Origin of the sequence: uncultured Plantibacter sp. (genome assembly GCF_963518075.1) — a bacterium.
In the GTDB taxonomy this organism is placed as follows: domain Bacteria; phylum Actinomycetota; class Actinomycetes; order Actinomycetales; family Microbacteriaceae; genus Plantibacter; species Plantibacter flavus_A.
This window is the reverse complement of record NZ_CAUQHZ010000001.1, coordinates 534,848-548,346: the sequence shown is the minus strand read 5'-3', so window position 1 is coordinate 548,346 and position 13,499 is coordinate 534,848. Positions and strand designations below refer to the sequence as shown.

The window sequence follows — 13,499 nt, the reverse complement described above, 5'->3', positions numbered from 1 at the left end:
CGAGCGCGTGTCCGAGACGCGCCGCCGTCAGTGGGTGAGCTGCGCCCGGATGACGATGGGGAAGTGGTCGCTCGCCTCCGAGGTGGGTTCCTGCTCGTCCACGAGGGCTTCGATCGGTTCCAGTCGGGTGTGCGGCGCGACGCTGCCTGAGCGGCCGAGCACCCAATCGATGCGTGCGTTCCCGGGACGCTGCGGACCGTAACCCTGGAACGTGCCGATGCTGTCGCTCTCCACCGGCGAGAGGTCGACGAACCCGGCGTCCGCCAGCGCGTCGTGCGCCGCCGATCCACGCTCGGTGTTGAAGTCACCGGTGAGGAGGACGGGCACGTCCACGCCGGAGAAGCGGTCGGCGATCAGTTTCGCACTGCGCGTCCGGACGTCATCGCCGTGCGGCGTACCTTCGTGGTCGAGGTGGGTGTTGGCGAAGACGAGCTCATCGCCGGTGCGGCGCTCGCGGAGCCTGACCCAGGTGACGAACCGCGCGTGCAGTGACGGCCAGGTGTTCGAGCCAGGCTCATCGGGGGTGTCCGACAGCCAGAACTCGCCGGCGTCGAGCTGCTCGAACCGCGAGCGGCGGAAGCACACCGGTCCGTACTCGCCGGCCGAACCGCCGTCACGGCCCTGCCCGAACCAGTCGTACTCGGCGAGGCCCGGGAGCAGGTCGTGCAGCTGATGCTCGCGGACCTCCTGCAGCCCGAGGAGGTCCGGAGCGTTGCGGGCGATGACCTGCGAGACGAGCGGTGCACGGTCCACCCACTCGTGACCGGGCTGGGCGACGGCGGTGCGGATGTTGTAGCTCATGACGGTCAGGACGTTCTGGGTCAGGATGGATTCGCTCACCCGGCCAGCGTAGGGGAGCCGGGTGACGGGGAGCTGTCCCCATGTCGCCGGGCGGTCCGTCTGCCTAGACTCGCCCCATGACCTTCGACCTCCGCGACGCCCAGGCCCGGATCCTCGCGCTCAACAGCGAAGAACTCCCCTTCATCTACGACCCGACACCCGACGGGATCGTCGCGCACTGGCGCTACGCCGACCAGCGCTGGCTCGGCTTCATCGGCGCCGGGATGTTCAGTGCCGAGTACGAGCTGCGGGTCGAGCTGCACCCCGAGGACGGGGAGTGGGAGTTCCACGAGCAGTCGTCCTCCTCGAAGACGACGCTCGGCGTCGGCGGTCTGTCGACGAAGCGCACCTGGCAGTCCGGCCCGCAGAAGTCCTTCTCCTTCGGGCGGAGCGTCGCGCCCATCTCGCAGTCCACCGACCGCGATGGCACGACGACCGGCCAGTTCATGGGTTACGAGTTCACGACCGACGAGGTCAAGCAGCCCGTGATCGACACCCTGACCGCCGCCGGCTGGAAGCCGCGCAAGGGGTTCTTCGGCAAGCTGTTCGGAGGCTGATCAGCCGGCCCCGAGTCGCCCGGACCTGCACGGAGATCGCTGAATTCCGTGCAGATCCGGGCGACTCACGCACGCACCACGACCGCCGCTAGGCTTTCAGGAACCTCGCCGCCGAACGGACGGATGGACCTGTGCTCGTCACCATCACCTCGACCGCGCCGTCGGCCGCCGACCTGGGGCACCTCGTCCGCAAGCATCCCGCACGGGCGCAGAGCTTCGACCTCAGCGTCGGGCGCGCCCACGTGTTCTACCCGGAGGCGACCGACGAGCGGTGCACCGTGGCCCTGCTGCTCGAGGTCGACGCGATCGCGCTCGTCCGTCAGAAGCGCTTCGGCGGCGGTGACAGTGCGTCGCTCTCGCAGTACGTGAACGACCGACCGTACGCGTCGTCGTCGATGGTCGCCGTCGCGATCGGACAGGTGTTCCGCAGCGCCATGACCGGCCGCAGCGACTCCCACCCGGAGCTCGCCGCGGCAGTGCTCCCACTGACGATCACCGTCGCCGCGGTGCCGTCGCGAGGTCTGGAGCAGCTGGCGACCCGACTCTTCACCCCGCTCGGCTGGACCGTCGTCGAACGGGCGATCCCGCTCGACCCGACGGTCCCCGCGTGGGGCGACTCGCGATACGTCGACCTCGAGTTGACCGGGGATCTCCGCCTCGCGGACGCGCTCCGCCAGCTCTACGTCTTGCTGCCCGTGCTCGACGACGCCAAGCACTACTGGGTCTCCGACGACGAGGTCGGCAAGCTCCTCCGCGCCGGCGAGGGGTGGCTGGCCGATCACCCCGACCGGGACCTGATCACCAAGCGGTATCTCGCGCACCAGTCGCGGATGGTCACCGATGCGCAGTCGCAACTGGACCCGGAGGCGAGGACCGACGGGGACGACACGGCCACCGCGTCAGAGACGAAGCGTGCCCCGGCGCTCGCCGGCCTGCGCGCCGAGGCGGTCCTGCAGGCGCTCACCGACGTGCGGGCTCGGTCGGTCGCCGACGTCGGGTGCGGCGAGGGCGCCCTCCTCACTCGATTGCTGGCGGATCCTCTCGTCACCTCGGTGATCGGTACCGACGTCTCCGCGCGCGCGCTCGCATCCGCGTCGCAGCGGCTCGGGCTCCGCGACGCGAGCGACCGCACCCGTGAGCGTGTCCAGCTGCTGCAGTCCTCGGCGACCTACGCCGACACCCGGCTGCGCGGACTCGATGCGATCGTGCTGATGGAGGTCGTGGAGCACATCGACGCCGAGCGCCTCGATGCACTCGAGGCTTCGATCTTCGGTGCTGCGGCTCCCGAAGCCGTGATGGTCACGACGCCGAACCGCGAATACAACGCGTTGTATCCGTCGTTGCCGGCGGGCTCGTTCCGGCACCCGGACCACCGCTTCGAGTGGGACCGTCAGGAGTTCGCGACCTGGTGCACCACTGCGGCCGAGCGGTACGGCTACGGCGTCGAGCACCGCACGGTCGGCGACGTCGACCCGCAGCTCGGCTCGCCGACGCAGCTCGCCGTCTTCCGGAAGGCCATCGCATGAGTGACCTCGAGCACACCCCCGCCGCCCTGCCGATCCCCGAACTGTCACTCGTGGTCCTCATCGGCGTGAGCGGGTCCGGCAAGTCGACCTTCGCCGCCACGCACTTCGGCCGGTTCGAGACCCTGTCGAGCGACTTCTTCCGCGGGCTCGTCTCCAACGACGAGACCAACCAGGCCGCCAGCGCGGACGCCTTCGCCGCACTCCGCGATGTCGCCGCACGCCGCCTCGACGCCGGGCTCCTGACGGTCATCGACGCGACCAACGTCCAGCCGGCCTCGCGCAAGTCGCTCATCGATCTGGCACGCAACCACGACGTCCTCCCTGTCGCCGTGGTGCTCGACGTCCCGGAGCGCGTCTGCATCGAGCGCAACGAGGCCCGCGAGGACCGCTCGTTCGGCGCGGCCGTCATCACCCGGCAGCAGGACCAACTGCGTCGGTCGATGCGGCACCTCAGCAAAGAGGGCTTCCGGAAGGTCCACGTGCTCTCCGGCGTCGAGGCGATCGCGCAGGCGTCGTTCGTGCGTGAGCCGCTGCTCAACGACCGCCGTCAGGAGCGCGGTCCCTTCGACGCGATCGGCGACGTGCACGGGTGCAGGAGTGAGCTCGAGAAGCTGCTCACGAAGCTCGGGTACGTGATCGAGCGCGACGTGGAGGGTCGACCGATCGACGCCGCGCACCCCGAGGGCCGCCGCGCGATCTTCCTCGGCGACCTCGTCGACCGCGGGCCGGACACCCCTGGCGTGCTGCGACTGGCGATGGGGATGGTCGGCGCGGGGCATGCCTTGGCGGTGCCCGGCAACCACGAGTCGAAGCTCGTCCGCGCGCTGCAGGGCAAACGGGTGCAGACCAGCCATGGGCTCGCCGAGTCGCTCGCCCAACTGGCCGAGGAGCCGGAGGAGTTCCGGGCCGAGGTCGAGCGGTTCTGCCGCGAGCTCGTCGCGCACCTCGTCCTCGACGACGGGAAGCTCGTCGTCGCGCACGCCGGCCTGATCGAGCAGTATCACGGACGCGCCTCCGGGCGGGTGCGGTCGTTCGCGCTGTACGGCGACACCACGGGGGAGACCGACGAGTACGGCCTGCCCGTGCGGCTGCCGTGGGCGGAGGACTACCGGGGTAAGGCGACCGTCCTCTACGGCCACGTACCGACCCTCGACGCCGAGTGGGTCAACAACACGATGTGTCTCGACACCGGCTGCGTCTTCGGCGGCAAGTTGAGTGCCCTGCGGTGGCCGGAGCGCGAGGTCGTCGACGTCCCGGCCGAGCAGGTCTGGTACGAACCCGTCGTGCCGCTCGGCCGCCCGACCGGTCCCGCCGGCGAGCAGCGGGATCCCGGGCTGCTGCGCATCGACGACGTCCTCGGCAAGCAGGTCGTCGAGACGCGCGTCTCGGGCCGGGTCGGCATCCGCGAGGACGCCGCGGCCGGCGCACTCGAGGTCATGAGCCGGTTCGCGATCGACCCTCGGCGCCTGGTCTACCTGCCGCCGACGATGAGCCCGCCGAGCACCTCGCAGCGGAAGGACCTCCTGGAGCACCCCGCTGAGGCGTTCGAGGCGTATCGCCGGGAGGGGCTCGACCGGGTGGTCTGCGAGGAGAAGCACATGGGCTCGCGTGCCGTCGTGCTGCTCACGCGTGATCCGGCACCCTTCGGCGCTCCCGCGGGGTGGCGCGGAACCGTCCACACCCGCACCGGTCGACCGTTCTTCGACGATGCGACGACGCAGACGCTCCTCACCCGGCTCGACGCCGCCGTGGAGCGAGCCGGTCTCTGGGAGGAGCTCGACGCCTCCTGGATGCTCGTCGACAGCGAGCTGCTGCCGTGGTCGGTGAAGGCGGAGAGTATGATCCGCGACCAGTACGCCTCGGTGGGAGCTGCCGCGACCGCAGCGCTCCCGGCGGCCGTCCGCGTGCTGGAGCAGGCGTCGTCGACCGGTGTCGACGTCTCGGACCTGCTCGAGCGGACGCGCCGTCGGGCCGAGGCCGCTGACGCCTACGTCGCGGCCTACCGTCCGTACACCGCGCCCTCGAACGGTCTGGAGGGCGTGCAGCTCGCGCCGTTCCAGCTCCTCGCCTCGACCGGTACGAGCCACCTGGGCCGCGACCACGCCTGGCACCTCTCGGTGGCGGACCGCCTCGCGGACGCCGACCCGGAGCTCATCCGCCGGACCCGCTCGATCGAGGTCGACCTCACCTCGTCGGCGTCCGAGGACGCCGCGACCGCGTGGTGGGAGGAGCTGACCGGTGCGGGTGGTGAGGGCATGGTGGTGAAGCCCGTGGCCGGCCTCGTCCGCGGTGAGAAGGCGCTCGCGCAGCCCGGCATCAAGGTGCGGGGCCGTGAGTACCTGCGCATCATCTACGGTCCCGACTACACGGAGCCCCACAACCTCGAGCGCCTGCGCGATCGGGACATCGGCCACAAGCGGTCGATGGCGCTGCGTGAGTACGCGCTCGGTGTCGAGGCGGTCGAGCGGTTCGTCGCCGGTGAACCGACCTGGCGGGTGCACCAGGCCGTCTTCGGCGTGCTCGCCATGGAGTCCGAGCCGATCGACCCACGCCTCTAGCGTCGACCCCGGTCCCTGCGTTCCACCTTTCGGTCCCAGAGCTTGTCGAAGGGCGGGGGCAGGCCGTGTGCCCTTCGACAAGCTCAGGGACCGGGTTGCACCTCAGGGACCGGGTTGCACCTCGGGGACCGGGTTGCACCTCGGGGCCCGGGCTGCAGCTCCGCGGCCCCGGCGGGTCGTCAGCGGAGGACGGAACTCAGCAGGAGGCTCGTCTCGCTGTTGACGACGCCCTCGATGCGTCGGATCCCGCCGAGCACGCGGTCGAAGTCGGTCAACGTCTCGGTGCGGAGTTCCGCGACGAGGTCCCACCCGCCGTTGGTGGTGTGGAGCGCGCTGATCTCCGGGAAGCCGCGGAGCTGGCGGATGACGTGATCGGTGGTGCGACCCTCGACCTCGATGAACGCGATCGCGCGGATGGTGCCGGGATCGAGTTCGTCACGCACCCGGACCGAGAATCCGACCACCGTGCCGGAGGAGACGAGTCGCTCCAGACGGCTGTTCACGGTCGCCCGGGCGACGTCCAGCGACCGGGCCAGGCTCGCGACCGACGCACGGCCGTCGGCTCGGAGCGCAGCCAACAGCCTCCGGTCCAGATCGTCCAGCGCAGCCATGCACATAATGTACAACCGAGTTACTCACATTGTGCATAACCTGTGCACAAATCGTGCATCCCGGGAATGGAAAGTGCAGATCGTCGAAACCTAGGCTCGAAGCAACCGCGAGTGGTCCGCTCCGGTCGGCTCCGAGCCCGAACTCGTCTGGAAGGGAACGTCATGACGCGTTTCGTCGATGTCCGCAACATGGTCCGCTGGACGGCAGACCGAGGTCCCGAGCGCATCATCGCCGGCATGATCGGCTACCTCGAGGCCGACTTCCGCCGCTGGCCGTCGTTCGACAAGAGCCCGCGGGTCGCGAGTCACACGCCGTTCGGCGTCATCGAGCTCATGCCGACGAGCGACCACGAGACGTACGCCTTCAAGTACGTGAACGGCCACCCCTCCAACCCCGCCCGGGGCTACCAGACGGTCACGGCGTTCGGCGTCCTCGCCGACGTGCACAACGGCTACCCCACCTTCCTCGCCGAGATGACGCTCCTCACGGCCCTCCGGACCGCCGCGACGTCGGGCATGGTCGCGAAGCACCTCGCCCGTCCCGACTCGAGCGTCCACGCGCTCATCGGCGCCGGTAGCCAGGCCGAGTTCCAGGCTCTCGGCATGCGTGCCGCCCTCGGGATCGACACGGTGCGGATCTGGGACGTCGACCCGCTCGCGATGGACAAGTTCGCGCGCAACCTGGAGCCGCTCGGATTCGAGGTCGTCATCGGGACGAGTGCCGCCGACGCCGTGGCGGGCGCGGACGTCGTCACGACATGCACGGCCGACAAGGCGCTCGCGACCGTGCTCACGAACGACCTGGTCGAGCCCGGCATGCACTTGAACGCCATCGGTGGCGACTGCCCCGGCAAGACGGAGCTCGAGGCGTCGATCCTCGATCGCGCCGAGGTGTTCGTCGAATTCCCGCCGCAGACCCGCATCGAGGGCGAGATCCAGCAGATGGCTCCCGACTTCCCGGTGATCGAGTTCTGGCAGGTCCTCACGGGTGCCGTCCCCGGCCGCACCTCGCGGGAGCAGATCACGCTCTTCGACTCCGTCGGCTTCGCGATCGAGGACTTCACCGCGCTGCGCTTCCTCCGCGACTCCGTCGACGGCAGCGAGTACTTCGAGGAGATCGACCTCGTCGCCGCCCCCGACGACCCGAAGGACCTCTTCGGGCTCGTCGGTGCGCTCTCTCCCGTCGGCTGAGTCCCACATGTCCGTCCAGGCGCCGTCGGCCGTGGTGCTCATCCGGCCGCACCGGTTCACGCCGAACCCGCTGACCGCGGCCGACAACGTCTTCCAGGTGGCGGAGGGCGTCCCGTCGGCGTCCGTGGCCGGGGTGGCTCACGCGGCGTTCGACGAGGTCACCGCCGTGGCGCAGGCCCTCGATGCCGCGGGCGTCCGCGTCCACCTGTTCGACGATGAGGACCCGGACCGCCCCGACAGCGTCTTCCCCAACAACTGGCTGTCCACCCATGCGGGCGGGCACCTGGCCGTCTACCCGATGTACGCGGTGAACCGCCGACGCGAGCGCCGGTGGGACATCGTCGAGATGCTGAAGCGCGAGTACCGCGTGCAGGACGTCATCGACTACTCGGGGCTGGAGCTCGACGACGTGTTCCTCGAGGGCACCGGTGCGATGGTGCTCGATCACGCAGCGCGAGTGGCGTTCGTCGCGCGATCCCACCGTGCCGACCCGATCGCCCTCGAGCGGTTCTGCACCAACTTCGGCTACGAGCCGCTCGTCTTCGACGCGGTCGACCCCCACGGGGTCCCGATCTACCACACCAACGTCATGATGGGCGTGGCGACCGAGTTCGCGCTCGTCGGTCTCGACCTGATCGCCTCGCCGGCGCGGCGCGATCAGGTGATCGAGCGGCTGACGGCTCACGGACGGACGATCGTCGATCTCGACTACGGACAGGTCTGCGACTTCGCCGGTAACGCGATCGAGTTGCGTTCGGCGACGGGGGAACGCCTCCTCGCGATCTCGAGTCGCGCCGTCCAGAGTCTGCGGTCGGAACAACTCGCGATCATCGAGCGCAGCTGCCGGATCCTGCCGCTGGACGTCCCGACGATCGAACTCGCCGGGGGTTCCGTCCGATGCATGATCGCCGGGATCCACCTGGACCGGCGGCCTGCGGCGACGGCTTCCGATGTGGCACGGACCGCCCAGCTCGCCCGGTCCTAGTTCCACCGATCGGTGATCCGATTAACGCAAATCCGTCCGTCAGACGCGGTGCCTGGGCCCGACAGGCCTCCGCCGATGGCTGATCGCGCGCGCATGGGCTAGATTGACGATCGATCAGCTGATCGACGTGGAATCCGGCCGACGTCCTCTCTGACCGAGGTGCAGGGAGTGGGCGATCATGCCGCTGTTGGAACATGAAGCCTCTCGACGCGGCCGACTCCGGGTGTTCGCCCGCGCACAGCTCCCGTTCGCGATCGCCTTCGGCATCGTCGCGATCCTCGTCGCGATCGTCCTGCCCGAGCGGTTCTTCACGGTCGCCGTCCTCTCGGGCACCGCTCTCGCGGCGATCAGCACCCTCCTGGCGGGATTCCTGCCCTGGGAACGCTGGCCGACGCACGCGATGGCCGTCATCGCGGTCCTCGACCTCCTCGCCGTCGCGAGCATCCGGCTCGAGCTCATCAGCGTGACTCCGGGCGCGAGCCTGCTCTGCATCTTCCCCGTCCTCTGGTTGGCGTTCGGGTTCACCCCGCGGATGATCATCCTGGCCGTGGCGGGGACCCTGTTCATCAGCAGTGCTCCCTACGTCCTCCGGGCTCGCACGCCGGAGACCGCCGTGGACTGGCTCAATGTCGCCCTGCTGCCCATGCTCACGATCGGTATCGCGGTCGCCGTGAACATCGGGGCCCGCCAACTGCGACGGAGCCGACAAGCCATCCAGGAGCAGGCCGCGCAGCTCGAACGCTCGCTCGCCAGGGCGCTCGACGCGGAGGCGCTCGCCGAATCGATCCTCGAGACGGTGGACGCGGGCGTGGCCTTCTACACGGCGGACGGCACCCTGGGCGTGGCGAACGCGCATGCCGCGGACATGGTCGCCGCCGTCGGGTTCCGGCTGGACACCCCGCCGTATGCCGGGGAACACGTGCTCCAAGCCGACCGCCGGACACCGATCCCGTTCGACGAGCAGATCATCCCCAGGGCGCTGCGGGGCGAGCTGCTGTCGAACCATCTCGAATGGGTGGGGGAGGCCGGGCAACAGCGTGCGATCCTCGCCAGCTCCACGCGGGTCATGCGCAACGGCGACACGCATCTGGGGACGGTCATCGTCGCACACGACGTCACCGAGCTCGCGAATGCGATCAACGTCCGTGAGGCGTTCCTCACGACGGTCTCGCACGAGTTGCGGACGCCGCTCACCTCCATCCACGGCTACCTCGAACTGATCATGGACGACGCCGAGGTCGACGCCCCCGGCCTGCTCCCGGCGCTGCGGGTGGTCCAGCGCAACGCGGTCGAGTTGGAGCGGCGGGTGCAGGAGCTGTTGACCGCGTCCGACTCCACGGTCCAGATCGCGCCGAGTCGTATCGACCTCACGGACGTCGCCACGCGTGCGATCGAGACGTCGACCGCGGGAATCTCGGGTCCGGCCGTCCGACTGCACGCCGACGCGGCGGCGGTCGTCTCCGCGGACCCCGAGCAGGTCCTCCGTGCGATCACCGAGCTCGTCGCCAACGCCGTGAAGTTCACGCCGGCCGATGGGACGGTCGACGTGGTCGTCGAGCCGGGCGACGGGCACGCCGAGGTGACCGTCAGCGACACGGGCGTCGGGATGAGTGCCGACGAACTCCGTCAGGCCTTCGACAAGTTCTACCGGGCCGAGTACGCGCGGGACCAGGCGGTGCAGGGCGTGGGACTCGGCCTGCCGGCAGCGCGGGCGATCGCCGAGGCCCATGGCGGCTCCGTGACCCTGCGGAGCACGCCCGCTACGGCCAGCGCCCCCGGTGCGACCGTCGCAACGCTCGTCCTGCCATCGGAGCCTGTCCGCACACCGTCACGATGACGCGAACGCGCGGCCAGCCCTAGTCTGCTGACGGTTCACCGAGGAGTGCCGACCGTGCCGCGTCGAGGCCGGTGACCTCGGCCGTCCAGTCGGGCCGAATGAACTCGTCGCGGTGCAGCCGGAGGCCCTGCGACTCGACGAGTTCGCCCGGTCGGCCGATGAAGCGTTGCAGACCGTTGTCCCGATAGCCGAGTCGACGCGAGACGCCGAGCGATGCGCCGTTCCAGACGGCGGCGTCCGACACGGCGACCTCCGCGGCGAGGTGGTCGAAGGCGAACTGGAGCATGCCGGCCCGCATCTCGATGCCGAGCCCCTTGCCCTGCTGTGCCTGCGTCAACCAGGAACCGCTCCCGACCGTCCGGGTGACGGCGAAGTCGCGGGCGCCGACGTCCTGCAGACCGATCGGCGTCCCGTCCAGGAGGATCGCGAGATTGAGCGTCCAGGAGGAAGGAGTCACCGTTGCGCGCTGCGTCCAGAGGAACCGAGCCGTCTCGCGGATGAGTTGTTCGCGCGGCTGGTCGGTCCACGGTGTGGAGAACGGCATGACGGCGGGGTCGTGGACGCCGGCGAGGGCGGCCTCGATCAGTCCGGGGAGGTCCTCGTCGCGCACGAGGCGCAGGACGAGTCTCGGCGTGCGGATCTCCAGGCCGAAGAGCGGCCAGACGTCGGTGAGGCTGAGCATCAGGCCACGGTATCGCCTCGGGCGGACGCCAGCACCCGCCAGGTGCCGGGAAGCGCTGTAGCCGGTCGAGGCCGCCCTGTCGAGCCGGGGGTATGGAGGGCGGCTTCCGTGACACACTCGACGCGCCGCGGGATCGCGGCCCGGTTCGACGATGAGAAGGGCTCCACGATGAAGTACACGCACCTCGGCCGCACGGGGACGACGGTCTCCCGGATCGTGCTCGGCACGATGAACTTCGGCGATCGGACCAGCGAGGAGGACTCGTTCGCGATCATGGACCGGGCGTTCGACCTCGGCGTCAACTTCTTCGACACGGCGAACGCGTATGGCGGCAGCGCCGGTCGTGGCGCGACGGAGGAGATCATCGGCCGCTGGTTCGCAGCCCGCCCCGGCGTCCGTGACGACATCGTCCTGGCGACGAAGGTCCACTCGCCCATGGTCGCCCCGAACGACGACGGCTCGGATGTGGTGAACGCGCGTGGTGCGTCGGCTTGGCAGGTGCGTCGCGAGGCGATCGCGTCGCTCGAGCGACTGCAGACGGACCGGATCGACCTGTACCAGTTCCACCACATCGACCGTCACATCTCCTGGCAGGAGCTGTGGCAGGCCATGGAGGTGCTCGTCGCGCGCGGCGAGGTCGTCTACACGGGCAGCTCGAACTTCGCGGCGTGGAACATCGCGCAGGCGAACGAGGTCGCATCTCAGCGGCACTTCCTCGGTCTCGTCAGCGAGCAGTCGCTCTACAACCTCGCGCAGCGCTCGATCGAACTCGAGGTCATCCCCGCCGCGCAGCACTACGGGCTCGGCATCCTGCCGTGGTCGCCGCTGTCCGGTGGTCTGCTGAGCGGTGGTTCCTCCGACAAGCGCGCGCGGTCGGGCGAGTCCCGCATCACCGAGGCCCGTGCCAAGCAGCAGGAGCAACTCGACGCCTACGACCGCTTCGCGGCCGAGCGTGGCTGGACCTCGGCGTCGCTCGGTCTCGCGTGGCTTCTGCACCAGCCCGGCGTGACCGGCCCGATCATCGGACCGCGCACGATCGAGCAGCTGGAGTCCGCCGTCGCAGCAGTCGACATCGAGCTGAGCGCCGATGACCTCGCCTCTCTCGACGAGCTCTTCCCCGGTCCCGGTGGCCAGGCCCCGGAAGCCTACGCCTGGTAGGAACGTGCGACGCGGCCGACCGCCTCGCTGATGGCGGTCGGCCCGGTGTTCACTTCGAGGATCCGCCGGTTGATGGTCGGCTCGAGGACGAGTGCCTCGAGGACCGCGGCCACGTCTTCGCGTGTGATCTCGTCGTGGAGCTCGGCGGGCCCGAGGGCGACCGTCCCCCGGCCCGGGTCGTCGGTCAGCAGGGACGGGCGGAGGATGACCCAGTCGATCGGCTGACGGGTGAGGGCGACCTCCGCCCGTTTCTTGACGGCGAAGTAGTGTTCCTCGTCGTCGCTCAGCTGCCGCTCGCGCCAGGCCTCCGGCAGGACGGACAGCAAGATGAGGCGTTTTCCCGGTGATGCCATCACTGCATCCGACACGCGCTGGAGCGCCGCGTCGTCGATGTCGTTTGTCACGCTTTGAGCTCCGGCGTTCGACCCCGCGGCGAAGACGATGACGTCCCAGTCCGAGATCATCGACGTGATCTCCTCTGTGGTGGCGACCCCGAGCTCGCCGGTCACGGTCGTCACTCCGTCGGCGTGGAGGGCGGGGTCCAGCAGCGACCTCGTGAGACCTGCGACGCTGGCGCCTCTGGCGCGGAGCCGGGTCGCCAGCATGCGACCGACCCTGCCCGTGATCCCGAAGATGAAGACGCGCGTTGAGGATGCGATCGAAGTCTCCTCTATCGAACCTTCGGTGGCGGCGATGGTGTCTCGTGGCATTATGGGTGATCCTCTCGATCCATTACCTACTGATAGTAACTTACTAAGAGTAGATAGTATCGGGGGATGGAAACCACCGCGGACGACAGCCTGAGCTCGACGCCGAAACGTCGCCTCTCGTGGGAAGCGCGCCACGCGCAGTTGCTCGATGCGTTCCGCGACCTCATCCGCACGCAGGACCTTGCGGATGTCACCCTGGCGCGTGTGGCCGCGCACGCCGGCGTGACGAAGCCCGTGGCCTACGACCACTTCGGCGATCTGTCGGGCCTGTTCTCCGAGGCCTACCGAGCCTTCGAGTCCCACCAGCGGGACGTCCTGCTCCGGGCCCTCGAGAGCGCCCCGCGGGACCTCGATGCTGTCGCCGACCTGGTCGCCGAGGCCTACATCGCGTGCTGGGTCGCTGAGGGGTTGGAGCTTTCGGCCGTGGTGGACGCCCTCCGCGGGTCGAAGACCCTGAGCGCCCTGCGGTCGGAGGCGGAGCTGGCGTATCTCGAGATCTGTCGCGAGGCGCTGGAGCCTTGGACCGGACCCCTCGTGAGTGCATCGTTGGTAGCTGTCGTCGGTGCCGGGGACGCCCTCGCCCGAAGTGTCATGTCCGGGTCGCTCTCAACCGCCCAGGCCTCCTCGACACTCGCCGTGGTGGTTCGTGCCGTCGCGTCGGCGTCTGCCGTCCCCGATGCCACTCGAGACCGCAGGACCTGAGCGGCACCTTCCTCAGCGTGGGGAGTCGGCGGGAGCGAGCGCGATGACGTGTTCGCCGACCCACCCCCCGTTATGGTTGCTCCATGGCTCGCGCACCCTGGAATCGACCCGGCGAATCTCCACAGATACGACGGCTTCGCAT

General features: G+C 69.5%; 12 protein-coding genes. 8 read left to right on the top strand and 4 right to left on the bottom strand.

The window, feature by feature from the left end:
* Positions 1-27 precede the first annotated feature (27 nt).
* A complete protein-coding gene (locus RWN05_RS02620) occupies positions 28-840 on the bottom strand; it encodes an endonuclease/exonuclease/phosphatase family protein (RefSeq protein WP_121292864.1) in 813 nt (270 codons plus the stop codon).
* Between the two features lie 77 nt (positions 841-917).
* Between RWN05_RS02620 and RWN05_RS02615 the strand changes: the two genes are divergently transcribed.
* The 3 genes from RWN05_RS02615 to RWN05_RS02605 all read left to right on the top strand — a co-directional run bounded on the left by RWN05_RS02615 (position 918) and on the right by RWN05_RS02605 (position 5,481).
* A complete protein-coding gene (locus RWN05_RS02615; protein ID WP_064293984.1) occupies positions 918-1,397 on the top strand; it encodes a hypothetical protein in 480 nt (159 codons plus the stop codon).
* Positions 1,398-1,528: 131 nt separating this feature from the next.
* Complete coding sequence (locus RWN05_RS02610) at positions 1,529-2,923, top strand: 3' terminal RNA ribose 2'-O-methyltransferase Hen1 (RefSeq protein WP_314138317.1); 1,395 nt, start codon at positions 1,529-1,531, stop codon at positions 2,921-2,923.
* The gene (locus RWN05_RS02605) at positions 2,920-5,481 is read left to right on the top strand and encodes a polynucleotide kinase-phosphatase (RefSeq protein WP_314138316.1); all 2,562 of its coding nucleotides are present in this window, start codon (positions 2,920-2,922) and stop codon (positions 5,479-5,481) included. Before RWN05_RS02610 ends, RWN05_RS02605 begins: the two co-directional genes overlap by 4 nt.
* A gap of 179 nt (positions 5,482-5,660) precedes the next feature.
* On the opposite strand, the gene RWN05_RS02600 is transcribed toward RWN05_RS02605, so the two are convergent.
* Positions 5,661-6,092, bottom strand: coding sequence for an Lrp/AsnC family transcriptional regulator (locus tag RWN05_RS02600; protein WP_056010076.1), 432 nt, complete (start codon positions 6,090-6,092; stop codon positions 5,661-5,663).
* Between the two features lie 162 nt (positions 6,093-6,254).
* On the opposite strand from RWN05_RS02600, the gene RWN05_RS02595 reads away from it, so the two are divergent.
* The 3 genes from RWN05_RS02595 (at position 6,255) to RWN05_RS02585 (ending at position 10,105) form a co-directional block, all read left to right on the top strand.
* Positions 6,255-7,283 carry an ornithine cyclodeaminase gene (locus tag RWN05_RS02595; RefSeq protein ID WP_285039734.1) on the top strand — a complete coding sequence of 343 codons (1,029 nt, stop codon included), beginning with the start codon at positions 6,255-6,257 and terminating at the stop codon, positions 7,281-7,283.
* Positions 7,284-7,290: 7 nt separating this feature from the next.
* Positions 7,291-8,268, top strand: coding sequence for a citrulline utilization hydrolase CtlX (ctlX, locus tag RWN05_RS02590; RefSeq protein WP_314138310.1), 978 nt, complete (start codon positions 7,291-7,293; stop codon positions 8,266-8,268).
* 187 nt (positions 8,269-8,455) lie between these two features.
* Positions 8,456-10,105 carry an ATP-binding protein gene (locus tag RWN05_RS02585; protein WP_314138308.1) on the top strand — a complete coding sequence of 550 codons (1,650 nt, stop codon included), beginning with the start codon at positions 8,456-8,458 and terminating at the stop codon, positions 10,103-10,105.
* Between the two features lie 19 nt (positions 10,106-10,124).
* Here the strand turns inward: RWN05_RS02585 and RWN05_RS02580 are convergent, their stop codons facing one another.
* On the bottom strand, positions 10,125-10,787 hold the full coding sequence (locus RWN05_RS02580) for a GNAT family N-acetyltransferase (RefSeq protein ID WP_314138306.1): 663 nt from the start codon (positions 10,785-10,787) through the stop codon (positions 10,125-10,127).
* Between the two features lie 168 nt (positions 10,788-10,955).
* Between RWN05_RS02580 and RWN05_RS02575 the strand changes: the two genes are divergently transcribed.
* The gene (locus RWN05_RS02575; RefSeq protein WP_175117156.1) at positions 10,956-11,945 is read left to right on the top strand and encodes an aldo/keto reductase; all 990 of its coding nucleotides are present in this window, start codon (positions 10,956-10,958) and stop codon (positions 11,943-11,945) included.
* Here the strand turns inward: RWN05_RS02575 and RWN05_RS02570 are convergent.
* Positions 11,933-12,655 (bottom strand): NAD(P)H-binding protein, encoded by a 723-nt coding sequence (locus RWN05_RS02570; RefSeq protein WP_285039730.1) that lies wholly within the window; start codon positions 12,653-12,655, stop codon positions 11,933-11,935. The genes RWN05_RS02575 and RWN05_RS02570 overlap by 13 nt on opposite strands.
* Positions 12,656-12,721: 66 nt before the next feature.
* On the opposite strand from RWN05_RS02570, the gene RWN05_RS02565 reads away from it, so the two are divergent.
* Positions 12,722-13,357, top strand: coding sequence for a TetR/AcrR family transcriptional regulator (locus RWN05_RS02565; protein ID WP_314138303.1), 636 nt, complete (start codon positions 12,722-12,724; stop codon positions 13,355-13,357).
* Positions 13,358-13,499: the final 142 nt, after the last annotated feature.